Origin of the sequence: Mesorhizobium sp. M5C.F.Ca.ET.164.01.1.1, assembly GCF_004792125.1 — a bacterium.
Lineage (GTDB): Bacteria > Pseudomonadota > Alphaproteobacteria > Rhizobiales > Rhizobiaceae > Mesorhizobium > Mesorhizobium wenxiniae.
Genome location: NZ_SRTG01000002.1, coordinates 587,639 through 607,710, shown reverse-complemented (window position 1 = coordinate 607,710; position 20,072 = coordinate 587,639). Strand labels below are relative to the sequence as shown.

The window sequence follows — 20,072 nt, the reverse complement described above, 5'->3', positions numbered from 1 at the left end:
TTCAGCGCCCTCTTGCCAGACTGCCGAGGATGCCGCGCACGATCGCCCGTCCGACGGACGAGCCGACCGAGCGAACCACCGCCTTGATCGCCGCCTCCGCCACCGTCTGGCGATTGGACGATCGCGGCGCCGGTGCCCGCCTGCCGCCGGTGGGCTGGGGGGCGGAATCGTCATTGCCGAAGCCTGGGATGGTCCAGCGTGAGCGGCCGCTCTCCTGCTGCTGCGCCTCTGCGTCGAGAGCGTCCTTGGCTTTTTTCTGCAGCATCTCGAAAGCCGATTCACGATCGATGGTTTGGTCGTATTGCCCGCTAACCGGGCTCTCAGTGATCAGCTTGCGGCGCTCGTCAGGCGTGATCGGGCCAAGGCGTGAAGACGGCGGGCGAACCAGCGTACGCTGGACCATGGACGGAACACCTTTGGCTTCCAGCGTCGAAACCAGCGCCTCTCCGGTGCCGAGTTGCGTGATCACGGTTGCACAGTCGAAGTCGGGATTTGGCCTGAAGGTCTCGGCGGCGGTTCTCACGGCCTTCTGCTCCCGCGGCGTGTAGGCGCGCAAGGCGTGCTGCACCCGGTTGCCGAGCTGCGCCAGAACCGTTTCGGGGATATCCAGCGGATTCTGGGTGACGAAGTAAACGCCGACGCCCTTCGAACGGATCAGGCGGACCACCTGTTCGACGCGGTCGATCAGCACCTTCGGCGCATCATCGAACAGAAGATGCGCCTCGTCGAAGAAGAAGACCAGCTTCGGCTTGTCGGGATCGCCGACTTCGGGCAGCTCCTCGAACAGTTCCGACATCAGCCACAAAAGGAATGTCGCATAGAGCCGGGGATTCATCATCAGCTTGTCGGCAGCCAGCACGCTGATGGCGCCGCGCCCGTCGCGGGTGGTGCGCATGATGTCGGCGATCCGTAGTGCCGGCTCGCCGAAGAAATTCGTCGCTCCCTGCTGCTCCAGAACCAGCAGCGTGCGCTGGATCGCGCCGACCGAGGGCTTGGTCACATTGCCGTAGCGAGCGCCGATTTCTTCGGCGCGTTCTGCGATGTTGGCAAGAAGCGCTTGCAGGTCCTTCAGGTCCAGCAGCAACAGGCCTTCCTCGTCGGCGATGCGGAAGGCGATGTTCATGATGCCTTCCTGCGCCTCGGAGAGGTTCATCAGGCGCGACAGAAGCAGAGGCCCCATTTCCGAGACGGTGGCGCGGATCGGATGGCCCTGCTCGCCGAACAAGTCCCAGAAGATGACCGGAAACTCCTGGAAATCATAGGGATCGAGCTTGACCTGCTCGGCACGCTTGACCAGAAAATCCTGTGGCGTGCCCATCATCGCGATACCGGACAGGTCGCCTTTGATGTCGGCGCAGAAGACCGGCACGCCGGCATTGGAGAAACCTTCCGCCAAAATCTGCAAGCTCACGGTCTTGCCAGTACCGGTCGCACCGGTGACCAGGCCGTGACGATTGCCATACTGAAGCAGCAGATTTTCGGCGCGCTGGTAGCTGTCGTCGGGCTTTCGGCTGGCTCCTATGAAAATACTGGTATCGTCAGCCATGTGTACGGTCTCCGCAAACCTGAAGTGTTGAAGCCCCGGTCTATTGAAAGTAGCGGGGCTCGCCGCAGGTATAATGACGCCATTGCGCAGCGACAATGGCCATGGTCGAATTGAGTTTTTGGAGCTTGCGGATTTTGCGCATGTTTGGCAATCGGTTGACGGTTCATCGTCGCAGGACGCGTGTTGCATTGTGATATGGGACGGGGAACCGTAGACTGACGTTCCAGGCCTATCGGCCGAGAAGACGAGGAGAGCGGATGGGCGCCGGTGCCTTGAACCACGATGCCGAACTTCCGAACCCTGACCGGCAGCGGTGGCTGGGCCTTGCGGAAAAAGCCTTGGCCGGCGGATCCTTCGAGGAAAAGCTTGTATCCCATACGGACGATGGCATCCGCATCGAACCGCTCTACGACCGTTCGGTCACCGCAGAGCCTCTGGCGCGGGCAAATCCCAGATCGCCGTGGATCGTCAGCCAGCGTATCGACGATCCGGATATCGGCCGCGCCAAAGCCCAGGCCCTGGAAGACGTCGCACAGGGCGCCACCGGATTGTCGCTTGTTTTTGAAGGCGCGCCGAATGCGTTCGGCTACGGCCTGCCGAGGACTGCCGAGGCGCTGGAGACCGTGCTCGACGGCGTGCCGCTCAATCGCATCCAGGTTCGCATCGACGCGCATCCCTGGAGCCGCGCCGTGGCCGACTGGCTGCTTGCGCTCTTGAGCAAGCGCCGGTCAGACCCGGCAAAGCTCAACCTGTCCTTCGGTATCGATCCGGCGGCGATCTTTGCCGGAACCGGCCGGTTGCGCATGTCGATCGAGGCCCTGCAGGCGTCGATGCCGCAGTCCCTGGCGCATTTTTTCTCGATTGGCGTGCCCGGGGTCCTGCTGGAGGCAGACGGACGCGTCTTCCACAATGCCGGCGCCACCGAAGCGCAGGAGCTGGGCACCATGATGGCTTCGGCGGTCTCCTATCTCAGGATGTTCGAAGAGGCGCGCCAGCCGCTTGTCTATGCGGCGCCCCATATCGGCTTCGCGCTGAGCGTCGACCAGGACCAGTTCGTGTCGATGGCCAAGGTCAGGGCCCTGCGCAGGCTATGGGCGCGGGTCCAGGAGGCATGTTCGATCGCCGCGTCCACCGCCAACATCCATGCCGAGACCTCCTTCCGCATGATGACTTTGGCGGACCCGGAGACAAACATCCTGCGCACCACGATCGCCGCTTTTGCCGCGGCAGCCGGCGGGGCGGATTCGATCTCCATCCTGCCGCATACGATCGCGCATGGCCTGCCGACGGGCTTTGCCCGCCGTGTCGCCCGCAATACGCAACTGATTATGACCAACGAAAGCCATATCGATCATGTCGCCGACCCTGCTTGCGGTTCGGGCGCCGTTGAAGCGCTGACCGCCGAACTCGGCGAAGCGGCGTGGGAAGAATTCCAGCGGATCGAGGCGGAAGGCGGCGTGCTGTCCAGCCTGCAGCAAGGACACATCCAGAAACGAGTTCAGGCGGCCTCCGCCCGCCGCAATGCTGCCTATCAAGCGGGCGAGCGGGCCATCATCGGCACGACGCTTCACCCGTCGAAGACTGAACGTCCGGTCGAAACGCTGGCGGCGGAGCGGCGTCCTGCCGTCACCGAGGGCGTGGCGGTGTGCGAGCCGCTGTTTCCGATCCGCCTTGATCAATCGATCGGAGCAGCGCCATGATCCCGGACTTTAGCCAAATCGGCTGGTCGGCGCCGCGCCGGGCGCCGATCGAGGTCAAGGGCCAGCGGATGACCCCGGAAGGACTGGCCATCAAGCATCTGTACAACCAGGGCGACCTCAAGGGCTTGCCGCATCTCGACACTTATCCGGGCCTGCCGCCATTTGTGCGCGGCCCCTACCCGAGCATGTATGTCCAGCAGCCCTGGACGATCAGGCAATATGCCGGCTTCTCGACGGCGGAAGAGTCGAACGCCTTTTACCGGCGCAACCTTGCAGCCGGCCAGAAGGGACTGTCGGTCGCTTTCGACCTCGCCACCCATCGCGGCTACGACAGCGATCATCCGCGTGTTGCCGGTGATGTCGGCATGGCGGGCGTCGCCATCGATTCCATCCTCGACATGCGCCAGCTCTTCGACGGCATCCCGCTTGACGAGATGACGGTGTCGATGACCATGAACGGCGCGGTGCTGCCGATCATGGCGCTTTACATCGTGGCGGCGGAAGAACAGGGCGTTGCGCAGAAGGACCTCGCCGGAACCATTCAGAACGACATTCTGAAAGAGTTCATGGTGCGCAACACCTACATCTATCCGCCAAAGCCTTCGATGCGGATCGTGTCCGACATCTTCTCCTACACGTCGCAGCACATGCCGAAGTTCAATTCGATTTCGATCTCCGGCTATCACATGCAGGAAGCAGGGGCGACCGCCGACCTCGAGCTCGCCTACACGATCGCCGACGGCATCGAATATGCCCGCGCCGGTGTCGCGGCGGGTCTCGATATCGACCGTTTCGCGCCGCGCCTTTCCTTCTTCTGGGCGATCGGCATGAACTTCTTCATGGAGGTCGCCAAGCTGAGGGCAGCCCGCCTTTTGTGGTCGACCCTGATGCTGAAGAACTTCTTGCCGAAGGACGAGCGCTCGCTATCGCTGCGCACCCATTGCCAGACTTCGGGCTGGTCGCTGACGGCGCAGGATCCTTACAACAACATCATCCGCACCATGATCGAGGCGATGGCGGCGACGCAGGGTCATACGCAATCGCTGCACACCAACTCCTTCGACGAGGCGATGGCGCTGCCGACCGACTATTCGGCCCGCATCGCCCGCAACACACAGCTCATCCTGCAGAAGGAATCCGGCACCACCCGCATCATCGACCCGTGGGGAGGCTCTGCCTATCTTGAACGGCTGACGCATGATCTGGCGGCGCGCGCGCTTTCCCATATCGAAGAGATCGAGAGCCTGGGCGGCATGGCCGCCGCAACCGAAAAAAACATACCGAAGCTGCGCATCGAAGAGGCCGCCGCGCGCACGCAGGCGCGGATCGATTCCGGCGAGCAGATACTGGTCGGCGTCAACGCCCATCGTCCCGAGACGGATATCAAAGTCGACGTGCTGAAGATCGACAATGCCGAAGTCAGAGCCCGGCAATTGTCGAAACTACAACGGCTGAAAGGCACGCGCGATGTCGGCGCCGTCGAGAGCGCACTGAGTGCGCTGAGCCGGGCTGCGGAGAGCGGCGAAAATCTGCTGGAGTTCGCCATTCGCGCCGCGCGCGCCAACGCCACGGTCGGCGAGATTTCGCTGGCTCTGGAAAAGGTTTTCGGCCGTCACGTCGCCTCGGTCCAGACGATCTCCGGCGTCTATCGCAAGGCGCTCGGCGACAATCCCGTGGTCGACCGCCTGCAGGACAAGATCGTGGCATTCGAGGAGAAGTCCGGCGGCAAGCCGCGCATTCTCGTCGCCAAGATGGGACAGGACGGCCACGATCGCGGCCAGAAGGTCATCGCCACGGCCTTTGCCGATCTCGGCTTCGACGTCACCGTTGGGCCGATGTTCCAGACGCCGGAGGAGATCGCCAGGCTCGCGGTCGAGCACGACGTGCATATCATCGGCGCCTCGTCGCTAGCGGCAGGACATTTGACGCTCATTCCCGAACTCAAGGACGCGCTGAAGAAGCTCGGCCGCGACGATATGCTGATCGTCGCCGGCGGCGTCATCCCGCCGCAGGATTACGATGCGGTACGTCAGGCAGGTGCCACCGAAATCTACCCGCCTGGCACGGTCATTCCGGAAGCGGCGGATCGGCTGATGGACCGGCTGCTGCAGGTCGGCTGACACCGGCTATAATGTATGTTGCTGGAGTCGGCGCTTTATCGACCGAGGGAGATCTATGGCGAACCCGACCTCTGCGAGCTGGCATCCGCTTGTCTTTTCGGCATCGCCAAGAACCATCCATTCGTCGACGGCAACAAGCGCACCACTTTTGCCGCAGCCGATCTTTTTCTTTATTTCAATGGGCTAAGCATCGAAGCCGGGCAGGCAGACATCATTCAACTGGTGATGATGGTCGCGGCCAGCGAGATCGACGAGGCTGGCGCGGCGGCGTTCTTCCGCGACCATGTCGTCAAGGTCGAGGCCTAACTGGCAGTCAGCTTCACAATCTCCCATTCCTTGCCGTTCACCACGGCAATTTCGCCGACCTTCTTGCCGAACAAGGCCAGGGCCATCGGTGAAACATGGGAAATTGTGCCCTTGCCCGGATCGGCCTCATCCTCGCCGACAATCTTCCAGTGTACCTTCCTGCCGTCATCGCCTTCCAGCGTGACGCCCATGCCGAAGCGAACCAGATTGCTGCCCGATTCCGGCACGGACAGCTCGGCGCTTTCACGCCGCGCGGTCCAGTAGCGCAGGTCGCGCGAAATGAGCGCGATACGCTCGCGGTCGGCCCTCTTTTCCGCTCTGGCCAGATCATCACGCAGGGCCGCCAGTTCGGCGTCGATCAGCGCCAGGCCGCGTTGCGTCACCAGATTGCGGTGCTGACTGATCGGCCGCTCGCCGATGCCGGCGATGGCGTTTTCGCTGTCCTCTTCGCGCGTGAAGGCTCTGCTCATCAGTCGAGCTTATGCCTCGCGCGGCGACTTCACAAGCTATTGCCGGCAAACCGGATCGGCCGATCCGGTCTGGCACGATTCCTGCGGCGCGACGGCCGAACGCTGGGAATCTGTGCCGATGTTGAACAGACGAAAATTTCTCGCACAAACCGCCGGCTTTGCCGTCCTGGGCCTCTCGCTCGGCAAGGCAGCTGCGGGCAGCCTGCCCGGAATCGACAATGCCTCGATGCGCGGCTCGATCAACGCAGCCGACCTAGGCGTGCGGCCCGGCGCGCTTGACGACCAGAGCAAGGCCTTCGCCAGGCTGCTGCGCGACGCAAACGACCGCGACATGCCGGTGTTCCTGCCGCCGGGAACCTATGTCGTATCCAACCTGTCGCTGCCCAGCCGCGTCAGGCTTTCCGGCGTGCCGGGCGCATCGCGGATCGTCTATGGCGGCAACGGCCATCTGCTCATGGCCGAACAGGCCGGGCACATCGAATTCACCGGGCTGGTGTTCGACGGCACCAACCGCTGGATGGGCGATTACGCGCAAGGCCTGCTCGACCTCCGCCGCGTCGCTCACCTCGTCATCGACAATTGCCAGATATCAGGCAGCGGCAAGAGCGGCCTGGCGCTCGAGCACGCTTCGGGCCGCATCGAGCGCTCGGGAATATCGGGCGCGGCCGACGCGGGAATCTATTCGGTCGAAGCCGCCGGCCTGGAGATATCAGGCAACACCGTTTCCGACTGCGCCAATGGCGGTATCCTGGTGCACCGCTGGCAAGCGGCCGAGGATGGCACCATCGTCAGCGGCAACCGCGTAGAACGCATTCAGGCGCGTAGCGGGGGAACCGGCCAGAACGGCAACGGCATCAATGCGTTCCGCGCCGGCAACGTCGTCATCTCGGGCAATATCGTCTCGGACTGCGCGTTTTCGGCGATCCGCGCCAACAGCGCCAGCAATCTGCACATCACCGGCAACACCTGTTCGCGGTCCGGCGAAACGGCACTCTATTCCGAATTCTCCTTCGAGGGAGCGATCGTCAGCAACAACATTGTCGATGGCGCCGCCAACGGCATCTCTATCGTCAATTTCAACGAAGGCGGCCGTATGGGCGTGTGTTCAGGAAACATCGTCCGCAACCTCTCGACCAGCGGCCCCTACCCTGCAGATGCGCCCGGTTTCGGCGTCGGCATCAGCGTCGAGGCGGATACCACGGTCTCCGGCAACGTCGTCGAGAATGCGCCGCTCTACGGCATGCACATCGGCTGGGGGCCGTTCATGCGCAATGTGGTCGCTACCGCAAACATCATCCGCAAAGCCGGAACCGGCATCGCCGTCACCGTGGTCGAGGGCGCCGGGACGGCGGTCGTCTCCGATAATGTCATCGACGGCGCCCAAAACGGCGCGATCGTCGGCCACCGCTGGGCCGAGCCGGTGACCGGCGACCTCGCCTCATCAGGCGATGCCGGCTATGCGCATCTGACCATCGAGCGCAATCATGTGAGCTAAAGCCGTTCTCAGCTCAATGCGGCGGTGGGGCGAAGTGCGCCGACTTTGGCGCCGATCCGGCTTTCGATGGGCGGAAGTGCCTGTTCTTTCAGTTTCGCCGCCAGCGCCTTGTCGGCGTGCAAAAACCTGGCAATGCATGCCGCGACCATGACTTCAGCGGCGCGGCCAGCGCCATCATCGCATTTGAGCGCAACGCCAAGGCCAAGCTCTGGAAGTGCAGCGCAATAGACGCCTTCAGCCCCTCCCTTCACAAAAATCCGGCCGGGTGCGGCCTCCATCAGCGCAACATCAGCCCTGCCTGTGCCGGCGACCAGAAAGGGCTCGGCCATGCAGGCGGAAAGCAGCCGCTTTGCGGCCTTGGCGCGCACGGGTTCAAAGCCGACACCGGTCGCCATGCGGGCAAAGCCGAGCGCGAAGCTGCGTAGCGGCACGGCATAGGTCGGGATCGAGCAGCCGTCAGTGCCGCAATGATCGAAATCATGGGCAGCACCCGTCACCGCTTGCATTGCGTCGCGCACCATCTCCTGCGAGGCGTGGCCTGATTTGACATAGCCGCGATGGGCGATGCCGGCGTGGACGCAGGTGCAGAGAAAGCCCGCATGCTTGCCAGAACAATTGTTGTGCAGTGCGTTTGGCGCCTTGCCGGCACGGGCGAGCGCAACTGTCGCCGCATGGCTGGACGGCCAATGGGCGCCGCATTCCAGCGCGGTCTCGTCCAGCCCGGCCTTCGCCAGCATCGCCCACGCAAGTTCGACATGCGCCGGCTCGCCGGAATGCGAAGCGCAGGCAAGCGCCAATTCGCGGTTGCCGAAACCGTACGCATCGGCCGCGCCGCTTTCGACCAGCGGCAGCGCCTGGATCGCCTTGACCGCCGAGCGCGGAAACACCGGGCGAGCCGTATCGCCGATTTCCCAGACCGGCTTTCCGTCGGCATCGAAGACCGCAATAGCGCCACGATGCGCGCTCTCGACCACGGCGCCGCGCAAAACTTCGACCAGAACCGGATTTGTCATGAATTCCCCGCTAACGCATGACCTCGAAAATCGAATCGATTTTCGAAAAAGGATGCGTAAAATCAAAGTGTTACAGCGTCTTTTTCGCGCCCGGAAGGGCGCGCGGCGCTGTAATGCGGGCCGCTTTTATCTGATCCGATCGAGAATGGAAACGTAGTTGGCGACCGCGGCACCTCCCATATTGAAGATGCCGCCGAGCTTGGCCCCCGGCACCTGGATGCCGCCCGCCTCGCCGACGAGCTGCATGGCGCTCAGCACGTGCATCGAGACGCCGGTGGCGCCGATCGGATGGCCCTTGGCCTTCAGCCCGCCGGATGGATTGACCGGCAGCCGGCCGTCCTTCGCCGTCTCCCCACCCAGCGCCAGTTTCGCGCCCTCGCCCGGTTTCGCCAGGCCCATCGCCTCATATTCGATCAGCTCGGCTATGGTGAAGCAGTCATGCGTCTCGACGAAGGACAGATCATCGAGCGTCACGCCGGCCTTCTTCAGCGCCTGGTTCCACGCATGCTCGCAGCCTTCGAAGGCGAGGATATCGCGCTTCGACATCGGCAGGAAATCCTGCACATGCTCGTTGGCGCGGAAGGCAACGGCGCGGCGCATCTTCAACGCCGTCGCCGTGTCGGCTAGGACCAGAGCTGCGGCGCCGTCCGAAACCAGCGAGCAGTCGGTGCGTTTCAGAGGGCCAGCGACGAAGGGGTTCTTCTCACTCTCGTGCCGGCAGAACTCATAGCCGAAATCCTTGCGCATCTGTGCATAGGGATTGTCGACGCCGTTCTTGTGGTTCTTGGCGGCGATCATCGCCAGCGCGTCCGACTGGTCGCCATAACGCTGGAAATAGGCTTGGGCGATCTTGCCGAAAACGCCGGCGAAGCCTGCCGGCGTGTCGCCCTCCTCGGGCAGATACGAAGCCTTGAGAAGGTTCTTGCCGATTTCTGCGCCTGATGTCGTCGTCATCTGCTCGGCGCCGACCACCAGCACGATACGGGCCGCATTGGCGTCGATCGCGCGGATGCCTTGCCTGACCGCCGCCGAGCCGGTGGCGCAGGCGTTCTCGACACGCGTCGCCGGCTTGAAACGCAGCCGGTCGTCGGCCTGCAGCACCAGGCTTGCGGTGAAATCCTGCGCGGAAAAGCCGGCATTGAAGTGGCCGAGAACGATCTCGTCGACCTCATCCGGGCCTATCCCGGCATGATCGAGCGCCTCGCTAGCCACCTTGGCGATCAGGCCCTCCAGCGTCTCGCCTTCGAGCTTGCCGAAGCGCGAATGCGCCCAGCCGACGATGCATGCTGTCATAGCTATCTCCATCCTGCGGGCCAGGCTACGCGACGTCGCGGCGCGCCAAAGCATTGTTCAAGCATGAACCGTTCCTGCGACTTCGTGAAGGGGCCAGAACCACACAATCGCTTGATCTTGATATCTGGTCACGGCACCTGACTTTTGCTACCAATTCAGCCCGGATTTTTGTTGATTGATCCGTCAATAAAAAATAACCTTGTCGCAACAAGCCGGAGCGAAGATGCCGAAAATTGGAATGGAGCCGTTGCGCCGCAAGGCGCTCATCGACGCGACGATCTCGGCGATCGGCGAGCGCGGCTCGCTTGATGTCACGATGTCGGAAATCGCCGGGCGCGCCGGCGTCTCCTCTGCGCTAGCCCATCACTATTTCGGCGCCAAGGACGAACTTTTGCTGGCGACGATGCGGCATATCCTGGCCGAGCTGACCGCCGATATGCGGCGCGCGCTTCGATCGGCCAGCACGGCGCGCGAGCGCGTTTCGGCGGTGGTCGCCGTCAATTTCTCTGACGTCCAGTTCCGCCCGGAAACGATCGCCGCCTGGCTTGCCTTCTATGTCGAGGCGCAGAAATCGTCAGCGCTGCGCCGGCTGCTCAAGGTTTATGCGCGGCGCCTGCATTCCAATCTGTTGAGCGGGCTGACCGGCATCCTGCCGAGAAGCGAAGCCGACCGGGTCGCCGAGGCGACAGCGGCGCTGATCGACGGGCTCTATATCAGGCGCGCGCTGAAGGACGGCGTGCCCAATGCCGCGACCGCGATCGCACTGATCGAGGACTATCTCGAAACGAAACTCAGCCGGCGGAGCGCACAGTGACGTCCAAGCGACCCAATTTCCTGATCGTCATGGTCGATCAGCTCAACGGCACATTGTTCCCGGATGGGCCGGCGGACTTCCTGCACGTGCCGCATTTGAAGGCATTGGCCGCCCGCTCGGCACGCTTTGCCAACAACTACACCGCCTCGCCGCTCTGCGCGCCGGGCCGCGCCTCGTTCATGAGCGGACAGTTACCATCGCGCACCGGAGTCTACGACAATGCTGCCGAATTCGTCTCGTCGATCCCGACCTTCGCCCATCACCTGCGGGCAGCCGGTTACTACACCTGCCTGTCGGGCAAGATGCATTTCGTTGGGCCGGACCAGTTGCACGGTTTCGAGGAGCGGCTGACCACCGACATCTATCCTGCCGATTTCGGCTGGACACCGGACTATCGCAAGCCCGGCGAGCGTATCGACTGGTGGTATCATAATCTCGGTTCGGTGACAGGCGCCGGCGTCGCCGAGACCACTAACCAGATGGAGTATGACGACGAGGTGGTGTTCCTGGCCACGCAGAAAGTCTATCAGCTTTCGCGCGAACAGGACGATGCGAACCATCGGCCCTGGTGCCTCACCGTTTCGCTCTCGCACCCGCACGATCCCTATGTCGCGCGCAAGCAGTATTGGGATCTCTACGAACATTGCCAGGCGTTGGATCCGGAAACGGGGTTCATCGCCCATGACGAGCAGGACTCGCATTCACAACGTCTGTACCGCGCCAGCGACTACCCCTCGTTCGAGATCACCCTTGAGCAGGTGCGTCGTTCGCGGCGCGGCTATTTCGCCAACATCTCCTATGTCGACGACAAGCTCGGCGAGCTTCTGGACGTTCTCAAGCGAACACGCATGCTCGACGATACCGTCATCCTGTTCTGCTCGGACCACGGCGACATGCTCGGCGAACGCGGCCTGTGGTTCAAGATGAGCTTCTTCGAAGGCTCGGTGCGGGTGCCACTGATGATCGCCGGCAATGGCGTACCAGCAGGACTGATCAAGGCCCCGGTTTCCAATCTCGATGTGGGCCCGACGCTTTGCGACCTCGCCGGCATTGACATCGGGGCGATCGCGCCGTGGACCGACGGCCAGTCGTTGCTGCCGCTCACCGTGGGCAGGCAGCGCACCGCGCCTGTGTTGATCGAGTATGCAGCGGAAGGCTCCTGTGCGCCCTTGGTGGCGATCCGCGACGGCAGATACAAGTTTGTCCATTGCGAGCTTGACCCGCCGCAACTGTTCGACCTCGAATCTGACCCGCTCGAGCGGGATAATCTCGCCGCCGATCAGGCCCATGCTGCATTGGTGACGACGTTCATGGACAAGGTGCGGGCGCGCTGGGACATGGCCGGCTTCGACGCCGCCGTGCGCGAAAGCCAGGCGCGCCGCTGGATCGTCTACCCGGCGCTGCGCAACGGCGCCTATTACCCGTGGGATTTCCAGCCGCTGCAGAAGGCCTCTGAGCGCTACATGCGCAATCACATGAACCTCGACAATCTCGAAGAGAGCAAAAGGTATCCGCGAGGCGAATGATGACACCCCTTGTGCCCTCCCTCGATCTTCTCAGGCAGGCCTATGCTGTCACCGCCAAGGCGACGCAGGTCACGCCATTGCTGGAATCGGCGGCGCTCGCCAGGGAGGCCGGAGCTGCCCGTGTCTTCCTCAAGCCGGAATCGCTCCAATGGGCGGGATCGTTCAAGGTGCGCGGCGCCTATTGGCGGCTGAAGCGGCTGTCGCCCGATGAAGCCAGGAAGGGCGTCGTCGCCTATTCCTCCGGCAATTTCGCGCAAGGACTGGCCGCCGCCGGCCAGGCGCTGGGCATTCCGGTCACCATCGTCATGCCGATCGACGCGCCGGCCGTGAAGCGCGACGCAACGGCCGGCTATGGCGCGCGCGTGGTGCTGACCGACCATGGCGAACGCGCGCGTGAGGAGGTTGCCGCCGCCAGGGCGCGCGAGATCGCCGAGACCGAGGGGCTGGCGCTGCTGCATCCGTTCGACGACCCCGAGATCGTCGCCGGCCAGGCTGGTGCGGGGCTGGAGGCACTCGAGCAACTCGATGCTAGGAATGCCAGCGCCGATCTGCTGTTCTGCGCGGTCGGCGGCGGCGGGCTGATCGGCGGCGTTTCGCTGGCTTTCCACTATCTGTCGCCGGCGACCGAGATCATCGGCGTTGAGCCGGAAGGTTTCAACGGCATGGGCGCGTCGCTGGTGCATGGCGCCATCGAGACCATGCCGATCGGGCCGAAATCGATCTGCGACGGGCTGATGGCGCGAAAGCCCGGCGACGCGCCGTTCGCAGCGGTCAGGACCGCGGGCGTTCGCGGCATCACCGTCGACGATCAATCGGTGCGCTGTGCGATGCGGATCGCCTTCGAGCGGATGAAGCTGGTGCTGGAACCTTCGGGCGCTGCATCGCTGGCGGCGCTGCTCGGCGGCAAGGTGGATGTGAGCGGCAAGACGGTGCTCGTGGTGGCAACCGGCGGCAATGTCTCGCTCACCGATTTCATAGCGCATATGAACCATGCTTGAGGCGGATTTCGTCATCATCGGCGCCGGCTCGGCCGGCTCGGCCATGGCCTACCGGCTGTCGGAAGACGGCAAATATTCGGTGATCGTCATCGAATTTGGCGGCAGCGATATCGGGCCGCTGATCCAGATGCCGTCGGCGCTGTCGATCCCGCTCAACATGAGCCTCTACGACTGGGGCTTTGCCAGCGAGCCGGAGCCGCATCTCGGCGGCCGCGTGCTGGCGACGCCGCGCGGCAAGGTCATCGGCGGCTCGTCCTCGATCAACGGCATGGTCTACGTACGCGGCCACGCCCGCGATTTCGACCATTGGGCCGAACAGGGCGCAACTGGCTGGAGGTTTGCCGACGTGCTCCCCTACTTCAAGCGCATGGAGGACAGCAACGGCGGCGAGAATGGCTGGCGCGGCCACGACGGCCCGCTGACCGTGCAGCGCGGCTCAAGGACCAACCCACTCTACGGCGCCTTCGTCGAGGCAGGCCGTCAGGCCGGCTTCGAGCTGACCGACGACTACAACGGCGCGAAGCAGGAAGGCTTTGGGCCGATGGAACAGACCATTCGCGGCGGCCGCCGCTGGTCGGCGGCGAGCGCCTATCTCAGGCCGGCGCTCAGGCGGAAAAACGTTAGCCTGATCAAGGGCTTAGCCCGGCGGGTGGTCATCGAGAATCAACGCGCCACCGGTGTCGAGATTGAAGTCCGCAAACGGATTCAGGTGGTCAAGGCGCGACGTGAAGTGATCGTTGCCGCCTCCTCGATCAATTCGCCCAAGATCCTGATGCTGTCCGGCATCGGCCCGGCCGAACATCTTAGGGAATACGGCATTCAGGTGGTCGCCGACCGGCCCGGAGTCGGCCGCAACCTGCAGGACCATATGGAGCTCTATATCCAGCAGGAATCGACGCAGCCGATCACACTGAATTCGGTGCTGAACCCCTTCTCCAAGGCAATGATCGGCGCGCAATGGCTGTTCTTCAAGTCGGGTCTCGGCGCAACCAACCATTTCGAGGCGGCCGCCTTCGTGCGCTCGCGCGCCGGTGTCGACTATCCCGATATCCAGTATCATTTCATCCCGGCGGCGGTCCGCTACGACGGCAGGGCGGCGGCGAAGGCGCACGGCTTCCAGGCGCATGTCGGGCCGATGCGATCGAAGTCGCGCGGTTCGGTGACGCTGCGCTCGCCCGATCCCGGATCGAAGCCGGTGATCCGCTTCAACTACATGTCGCATCCGGACGACTGGACCGAGTTCCGCCACTGCATCCGGCTGACGCGCGAGATCTTCGGCCAGTCGGCATTCGACCCCTATCGCGGCAAGGAGATCTCGCCGGGCTCGCACGTGCAGTCGGACGAGGATCTCGACGCCTTCATCCGCGATCACGCCGAAAGCGCCTATCACCCTTGCGGCACCTGCAAGATGGGCCGCAAGGATGATCCGATGAGCGTCGTCGATCCGGAATGCCGCGTCATCGGCGTCGAGGGGCTGCGGGTCGCCGATTCCTCGATCTTCCCGCGCGTCACCAACGGCAATCTCAACGCACCGTCAATCATGACCGGCGAGAAGGCCGCCGACCACATTCTTGGCCGCACGTCGCTGGCGCCGTCCAACCAGGAACCATGGATCAATCCGCGCTGGCAGGTGTCGGACAGATAAGTGATGATCCGGCGGACTGTCCGCCCGCCGGCCCCCGGTGAAAGACTTTGGAGAAGCTCCCATGCGCGCCCAGCCAAAAGCATCGCACTATGTCAACGGACGCTACATCGACGATGAGCAAGGTGCGCCGCTGCCGGTGATCTATCCGGCAACCGGCGAGACCATCGCGATGCTGCGTTCGGCGACGCCGAACGTGCTGGAACTCGCGATCGAAGCCGCGCGTGCAGCACAACCGGCCTGGGCGCGGCTGAAGCCGGTCGAGCGCGGGCGCATCCTGCGCCGCGCTGCCGACATATTGCGTGCGCGCAACGCCGACCTGGCGCGCATCGAGACGCTGGATACCGGTAAGGCAATCCAGGAGACGCTGGTGGCGGATGCGCCATCGGCAGCCGACTGCCTCGAATATTTCGGCGGCGCGGTCGCTGCCTATAATGGCGAGTCCTTCGAACTCGGCGGACCCTTTGCCTATACAAGGCGCGAGGCCCTCGGCGTCTGCGTCGGTATCGGCGCCTGGAACTACCCGATCCAGATCGCCGGCTGGAAATCGGCACCCGCACTCGCCATGGGCAACGCCATGGTGTTCAAGCCGTCGGAGAACACGCCGCTGTCGGCGCTGGCGCTCGCCGAAATCTATACCGAAGCTGGGCTGCCCGACGGGCTGTTCAATGTCGTACAAGGCTACGGCGATGTCGGCGCCGGCCTCGTCGGGCACGATGTCGTCGCCAAGGTCTCGGTGACGGGCTCGGTGCCGACCGGCCGCAAGGTGCTGTCGCTCGCCGGCTCGAAGATGAAGCATGCCACCATGGAGCTCGGCGGCAAGTCGCCGCTGATCGTTTTCGACGACGCCGATCTCGAAAACGCCATTGGCGGCGCCATGCTCGGCAATTTCTATTCGACCGGCCAGATCTGCTCCAACGGCACGCGGGTCTTCGTGCAGAAGGGTATCCACGACCGTTTCGTCGAACGGCTAGTCGAGCGGACCAAGAAGATCCGTATCGGTGATCCGCTCGACCAGGAGACGCAGATGGGGCCGCTTGTCTCCAGGGCCCAGCACGAAAAGGTCATCGGCTATATCGAAGCCGGCAAGCAGGATGGCGCCGTGCTCGCCTGCGGCGGCAACGTGCCCTCGCTGCAGGGTTTCCAAGGCGGCTTCTTCGTCGAGCCGACGGTCTTCATCGGCGTCACCGACACGATGCGCATCGCCCGCGAGGAGATTTTCGGGCCTGTGATGAGCGTGCTGAAATTCGACGATGAGGACGAGGTGATCGATCGCGCCAACGACACCGAATTCGGCCTTGCCGCCGGCGTGTTCACGCGCGACTTGCGACGCGCCCACCGCGTCATCGCCGAGCTGCAGGCCGGCACCTGCTGGATCAACGCCTACAATCTGACGCCCGTCGAAATCCCGTTCGGCGGCTTCAAGCAGTCCGGTATCGGCCGCGAAAATTCGCTGGCGGCGCTGGCGCTCTATTCGCAGCTGAAGTCGGTCTATGTCGAGATCGGCGATGTCGCGAGCCCGTATTGAGGCTCGCGGCTACTGCTGGTCAGCCGCTGTATTTGCCCGACTGGAAATCCGGTCGGATGCAAGCTCGATGAATGCCTTGACGAGGGGCGAAAGATGCCGGCTGCTCGGATATAGGACATGCAGCCCGCCGACCGGCGTCGTGTAGTCCCTGAGAACGCGGCTCAGCCGCTGCCCATTGATGAGGGGCTCGGCGATGCTGTGCGGCAATTGGGCGATGCCGAAGCCTGCCAGCGTGGCCGCAACGACCGCCTGCATTTCATTGGCGGCGAAGCGCCCGGCCACTGTGACCGTTTCCTGACCGTGTGGCCCGTCCAGCACCCAATGCGTGCCCGAGGTCGAAGGGCCTGCGAGGACGCACTGGTGGTGCGCGAGATCCGCCAGGCGCTCCGGCACCCCGTGCCTTGCGAGATAGTCCGGGCTGGCGCAGAGCAACCTGTGCGTGGATCCGAGCTTGCGGGCGATCAGCGTCGAATCCTGAAGCACCCCGGTGCGGAAGGCGAGGTCTATGCCGTCCTCGACCAGGTTGAGCTTGTCGTCGGTCAGGCACAGTTCGACTTTGGTCTTCGGATACATTGCCAGAAAGTCGACCACAGCAGCTGTGAGGAAATGACCCCCGAAGCCAACGGGCGCCGAGATGCGAATCGTGCCCGATGGCTCCGCCCTCGCTTCCGCGAGGCGCAGATTTGCTTCCTCGATCGTCCGCAGGGCCTGACTGCTCTGCTCGTAATATAGACGCCCGGCATCCGTCACGTTGAGGCTGCGCGTCGTGCGCTGCAGCAGGCGAACCCCAACCTCACGCTCGAGCGCGGCAACGCGTCGACTGACCGTCGTCTTGGGCATGGCAAGCAGCCGCGCAGCAGCGGTGAAGCTGCCAGCTTCGACGACGCGAGCGAACACAACGATATCATTAAGATCGAGCATTGTATCCATGCATGGGACAAAGTTTTCCAATTATAGGCAATTATGCATCAATGTGACAAACCCTAATTTTGCTCCATCGGAAAAAGAAGGAGCAAACACATGACCACCAAACGAAGCGTTCTAGTGACCGGCGCCACAGGCCAGCAAGGCGGCGCAGTTGCGCGTGCCTTGCTGTCGAGTGGGCACCGCGTCAAGGCACTAACGCGAAGGCCGGACAGCGATGCTGCGCGGCAATTGGCGTCGGCAGGCGTCGAGATCGTGGCCAGCGATCTTGGCGATACGGCCTCCGTTGTGAAGGCAGCAAAAGACGTCGATACCATGTTCCTGATGGGCAACAGCTACGAGGCTGGCATAGCAGAGGAAACCCGCCAGGGGATCGTTGCCGCCGACGCGGCGAAGGCTGCCGGCGTCGGGCATTTGATCTATTCATCCGTTGCCGACGCCGACAAGAACACCGGCATTCCGCATTTCGAGAGCAAATATCTTGTCGAGCAACATGTCGCCGGGCTCGGCATCCCCTACACGATCAGCGCGCCGGTGGCCTTCATGGAGAATATCGTCGCGCCGTGGTCGATTGGCGCGCTCATCCAAGGCACGCATGCCTTTGCGATGCCTGCCAAACGTGTCCTCCAGCTGGTCGCACTTGCCGATATCGGAGCCTTCGTTACCGCCTTGGTCGAGCGGCGCGAGCGCGTGTTCGGCAAGCGCTTCGATTTCGCCGGGAGCGAATTGTCCGGCGAAGAGCAGGCCAAGATCCTTTCGCAGTCCATCGGCCGCCCGATCAACTATCGGGCAATTCCAATCGCGGTGGCCCGCCAACAAAGCGAAGATACGGCGCTGATGTTCGAGTGGTTCGACCGCGTCGGCTATGACGTCAATATCGCGGCTTTACACCGAGATTTCCCGGAGGTCCGCTGGCACAGTTTTGCCGACTGGGCGCGGGAGTTCGACTGGCGTGCCCTTGAGCGGGCTTATTCCGCTGCCTGAGTTCCTGGGGACATCATCGGCCGACGAAAACCTGGGGGAGCGGACCAGCTGCAACGGGAAACCCGTGGTCCGCTTCCCCATCGTGGCCTTCTCGCGCCGCGATGAAATGGAGAACCTAGAACGTCTGGTTGTAGGCGCCGACCTCAGGGCTGCGGCGCAGCACCGCATCGACGCCTTCGAACATCTGCCGGCGCCGCTCGGACGACACCGGGCTCTCCACCACCACGACCAGCTCCGGCTTGTTCGACGACGCCCGCACCAGGCCCCAGGTGCCGTCCTCGGCAACGACGCGAACGCCATTGACGGTGATCAGATCGGCGATCTTCTGGCCGGCGAAGACAGTGCCATCCTGCTTCATTGCCTGAAAGTCGGAAACGACTCGCTCGACCACGCCGTATTTCAGCTCGTCGGCGCAGTGCGGCGACATGGTCGGCGTGCCGAAGGTCAGCGGCAGGGCGCGATAGAGATCGGCCATGCTGCTGGTCGGGCTGCGATCCAGCATCTGGCAGATGGCGATAGCCGTGATGAGACCATCGTCATAGCCGCGCCCGATCGGCGGATTGAAGAAGAAATGACCGGATTTCTCGAACCCGGCGATGGCGCCGAGCTCGGCCACGCGCCGTTTTATGTAGGAGTGGCCGGTCTTCCAATAGTCGGTGACGGCGCCATCGGCACGCAGGGCGGCGTCGGTGTTGAACAATCCGGTCGACTTGACGTCGACGACGAAGGTCGAGCCGGGATGCAGTCGCGCGATGTCGCGGGCGAGCATGACGCCGACCTTGTCGGCGAAGATCTCGTTGCCTTCATTGTCGACCACGCCGCAGCGGTCGCCATCGCCGTCGAAGCCAAGCCCGACGTCGGCTCCCGTTTCCAGCACCTTGTCGCGGATGGCGTGCAGCATCTTCATGTCTTCGGGATTCGGATTATAGTTCGGAAACGTATGATCGAGCTCGACATCGAGCGGAATCACCTCGCAGCCGATCCTTTCCAGCGCTTCAGGTGCAAAGGCGCCGGCAGTGCCGTTGCCGCAGGCGGCGACCACCTTGAGCTTTCTCGCTATGCGCTTGTCCCGGGTCAGGTCGTCCAGATAGGTTTTGCGGAAATCCGCAACGAAGTCATAGGAGCCGCCGCCGACAAGGTCGAAGTCGCCGGCAAGGACGATCGTCTTCAATGCGCTCATTTCCTCCGGACCGAAGGTCAAGGGGCGCGCCGCCCCCATCTTGACGCCGCTCCAGCCGTTTTCGTTGTGAGAAGCGGTGACCATGGCGACGGACGGCGTATCGAGCGCGAACTGGGCGAAATAGGCCATCGGCGACAGCGCCAGCCCGATATCCTTAACTCGCGCGCCGGCGGCCATCAGTCCGGAAACCAGCGCCAGCTTGATCGCAAGCGAATAGGAGCGGAAATCATGACCGGTCACGATATCCGGCCCGGCGCCCAGGCGCCGGATCAGCGTGCCGAGCCCCATGCCGAGCGCCTGGACACCGATCAGGTTGAGCTCCGGCGGCTCCGCCGAGGCCGGGTGGCCGAACCACCAGCGCGCATCATACTCACGAAAGCCGGACGGTTTGATCAGCGCCGAGGCTTCAAACTCGAAGGTGTTGGGACGGGCTTCGCTAACGATCTTCAGGGGCAAGACAGCAACTCCAAGCGGCTGGAATCAGGGTGTTTCAAGGCGGGTGGCCGATACCTATTACACGAGCCTTTAAGCAG

Annotated in this window: 15 protein-coding genes and 1 pseudogene; 10 read left to right on the top strand and 6 right to left on the bottom strand. The window is 63.3% G+C overall.

The genetic code is table 11. From position 1 onward, the window contains the following. Position 1 precedes the first annotated feature (1 nt). Complete coding sequence (locus tag EN807_RS19565) at positions 2–1,546, bottom strand: helicase HerA-like C-terminal domain-containing protein (protein ID WP_135936300.1); 1,545 nt, start codon at positions 1,544–1,546, stop codon at positions 2–4. Positions 1,547–1,803: 257 nt separating this feature from the next. Between EN807_RS19565 and EN807_RS19560 the strand changes: the two genes are divergently transcribed. From EN807_RS19560 to EN807_RS19550, 3 genes and pseudogenes are all read left to right on the top strand, one after another. Continuing rightward, positions 1,804–3,246: a methylmalonyl-CoA mutase subunit beta gene (locus tag EN807_RS19560; RefSeq protein WP_135936299.1), complete on the top strand. Its 1,443-nt coding sequence runs from the start codon at positions 1,804–1,806 to the stop codon at positions 3,244–3,246. Next, positions 3,243–5,366 (top strand): methylmalonyl-CoA mutase, encoded by a 2,124-nt coding sequence (scpA, locus tag EN807_RS19555; protein ID WP_135936298.1) that lies wholly within the window; start codon positions 3,243–3,245, stop codon positions 5,364–5,366. The genes EN807_RS19560 and scpA overlap by 4 nt, the downstream gene beginning before the upstream one ends. 18 nt (positions 5,367–5,384) lie before the next feature. After that, a pseudogene (locus tag EN807_RS19550) lies at positions 5,385–5,672 on the top strand (type II toxin-antitoxin system death-on-curing family toxin); the annotation flags it as partial. Here the strand turns inward: EN807_RS19550 and EN807_RS19545 are convergent. Beyond that, positions 5,669–6,142 carry a GreA/GreB family elongation factor gene (locus EN807_RS19545; protein WP_029354644.1) on the bottom strand — a complete coding sequence of 158 codons (474 nt, stop codon included), beginning with the start codon at positions 6,140–6,142 and terminating at the stop codon, positions 5,669–5,671. The pseudogene EN807_RS19550 and the gene EN807_RS19545 sit on opposite strands and share 4 nt — an antisense overlap. Positions 6,143–6,260: 118 nt before the next feature. On the opposite strand from EN807_RS19545, the gene EN807_RS19540 reads away from it, so the two are divergent. Further along, positions 6,261–7,637: a TIGR03808 family TAT-translocated repetitive protein gene (locus EN807_RS19540; protein WP_135936296.1), complete on the top strand. Its 1,377-nt coding sequence runs from the start codon at positions 6,261–6,263 to the stop codon at positions 7,635–7,637. Positions 7,638–7,645: 8 nt separating this feature from the next. Here the strand turns inward: EN807_RS19540 and EN807_RS19535 are convergent, their stop codons facing one another. Both EN807_RS19535 and EN807_RS19530 read right to left on the bottom strand, forming a co-directional pair. Continuing rightward, the gene (locus EN807_RS19535) at positions 7,646–8,650 is read right to left on the bottom strand and encodes an asparaginase (protein ID WP_135936295.1); all 1,005 of its coding nucleotides are present in this window, start codon (positions 8,648–8,650) and stop codon (positions 7,646–7,648) included. 126 nt (positions 8,651–8,776) lie between these two features. Next, entirely contained in the window at positions 8,777–9,943 is a 1,167-nt protein-coding gene (locus tag EN807_RS19530; protein ID WP_127313610.1) for an acetyl-CoA acetyltransferase, read from the bottom strand. Positions 9,944–10,166: 223 nt separating this feature from the next. Here EN807_RS19530 and betI point away from each other — a divergent pair, with 223 nt between their 5' ends. The 5 genes from betI (at position 10,167) to betB (ending at position 16,451) form a co-directional block, all read left to right on the top strand. Next, positions 10,167–10,757 (top strand): transcriptional regulator BetI, encoded by a 591-nt coding sequence (gene betI, locus EN807_RS19525; protein WP_127313611.1) that lies wholly within the window; start codon positions 10,167–10,169, stop codon positions 10,755–10,757. Continuing rightward, the gene (betC, locus tag EN807_RS19520) at positions 10,754–12,283 is read left to right on the top strand and encodes a choline-sulfatase (RefSeq protein ID WP_135936294.1); all 1,530 of its coding nucleotides are present in this window, start codon (positions 10,754–10,756) and stop codon (positions 12,281–12,283) included. The genes betI and betC overlap by 4 nt, the downstream gene beginning before the upstream one ends. Further along, positions 12,280–13,281, top strand: a complete 1,002-nt coding sequence (locus EN807_RS19515; RefSeq protein ID WP_135936293.1) for a threonine/serine dehydratase — start codon at positions 12,280–12,282, stop codon at positions 13,279–13,281. Before betC ends, EN807_RS19515 begins: the two co-directional genes overlap by 4 nt. After that, entirely contained in the window at positions 13,274–14,926 is a 1,653-nt protein-coding gene (betA, locus tag EN807_RS19510) for a choline dehydrogenase (protein WP_135936292.1), read from the top strand. The genes EN807_RS19515 and betA overlap by 8 nt, the downstream gene beginning before the upstream one ends. Positions 14,927–14,987: 61 nt before the next feature. Then, positions 14,988–16,451 (top strand): betaine-aldehyde dehydrogenase, encoded by a 1,464-nt coding sequence (betB, locus tag EN807_RS19505; protein WP_135936291.1) that lies wholly within the window; start codon positions 14,988–14,990, stop codon positions 16,449–16,451. 9 nt (positions 16,452–16,460) lie between these two features. Here betB and EN807_RS19500 read toward each other — a convergent pair whose 3' ends face one another. Next, complete coding sequence (locus EN807_RS19500; RefSeq protein ID WP_135936290.1) at positions 16,461–17,372, bottom strand: LysR family transcriptional regulator; 912 nt, start codon at positions 17,370–17,372, stop codon at positions 16,461–16,463. A gap of 99 nt (positions 17,373–17,471) precedes the next feature. Between EN807_RS19500 and EN807_RS19495 the strand changes: the two genes are divergently transcribed. Beyond that, complete coding sequence (locus EN807_RS19495) at positions 17,472–18,359, top strand: NmrA/HSCARG family protein (protein WP_135936289.1); 888 nt, start codon at positions 17,472–17,474, stop codon at positions 18,357–18,359. A 115-nt stretch (positions 18,360–18,474) separates the two neighbouring features. Here EN807_RS19495 and EN807_RS19490 read toward each other — a convergent pair whose 3' ends face one another. Next, entirely contained in the window at positions 18,475–19,995 is a 1,521-nt protein-coding gene (locus EN807_RS19490; RefSeq protein ID WP_135936288.1) for a phosphomannomutase/phosphoglucomutase, read from the bottom strand. Positions 19,996–20,072 lie beyond the last annotated feature (77 nt).

Excerpts from the sequence above, each read along its gene's own strand:
- EN807_RS19565 (WP_135936300.1), bottom strand. The coding sequence starts at position 1,546 with ATGGCTGACGATACCAGTATTTTCATAGGAGCCAGCCGAAAGCCCGAC.
- EN807_RS19560 (WP_135936299.1), top strand. The coding sequence starts at position 1,804 with ATGGGCGCCGGTGCCTTGAACCACGATGCCGAACTTCCGAACCCTGAC.
- scpA (WP_135936298.1), top strand. The coding sequence starts at position 3,243 with ATGATCCCGGACTTTAGCCAAATCGGCTGGTCGGCGCCGCGCCGGGCG.
- EN807_RS19545 (WP_029354644.1), bottom strand. The coding sequence starts at position 6,142 with ATGAGCAGAGCCTTCACGCGCGAAGAGGACAGCGAAAACGCCATCGCC.
- EN807_RS19540 (WP_135936296.1), top strand. The coding sequence starts at position 6,261 with ATGTTGAACAGACGAAAATTTCTCGCACAAACCGCCGGCTTTGCCGTC.
- EN807_RS19535 (WP_135936295.1), bottom strand. The coding sequence starts at position 8,650 with ATGACAAATCCGGTTCTGGTCGAAGTTTTGCGCGGCGCCGTGGTCGAG.
- EN807_RS19530 (WP_127313610.1), bottom strand. The coding sequence starts at position 9,943 with ATGACAGCATGCATCGTCGGCTGGGCGCATTCGCGCTTCGGCAAGCTC.
- betI (WP_127313611.1), top strand. The coding sequence starts at position 10,167 with ATGCCGAAAATTGGAATGGAGCCGTTGCGCCGCAAGGCGCTCATCGAC.
- EN807_RS19515 (WP_135936293.1), top strand. The coding sequence starts at position 12,280 with ATGATGACACCCCTTGTGCCCTCCCTCGATCTTCTCAGGCAGGCCTAT.
- betA (WP_135936292.1), top strand. The coding sequence starts at position 13,274 with ATGCTTGAGGCGGATTTCGTCATCATCGGCGCCGGCTCGGCCGGCTCG.
- betB (WP_135936291.1), top strand. The coding sequence starts at position 14,988 with ATGCGCGCCCAGCCAAAAGCATCGCACTATGTCAACGGACGCTACATC.
- EN807_RS19500 (WP_135936290.1), bottom strand. The coding sequence starts at position 17,372 with ATGCTCGATCTTAATGATATCGTTGTGTTCGCTCGCGTCGTCGAAGCT.
- EN807_RS19495 (WP_135936289.1), top strand. The coding sequence starts at position 17,472 with ATGACCACCAAACGAAGCGTTCTAGTGACCGGCGCCACAGGCCAGCAA.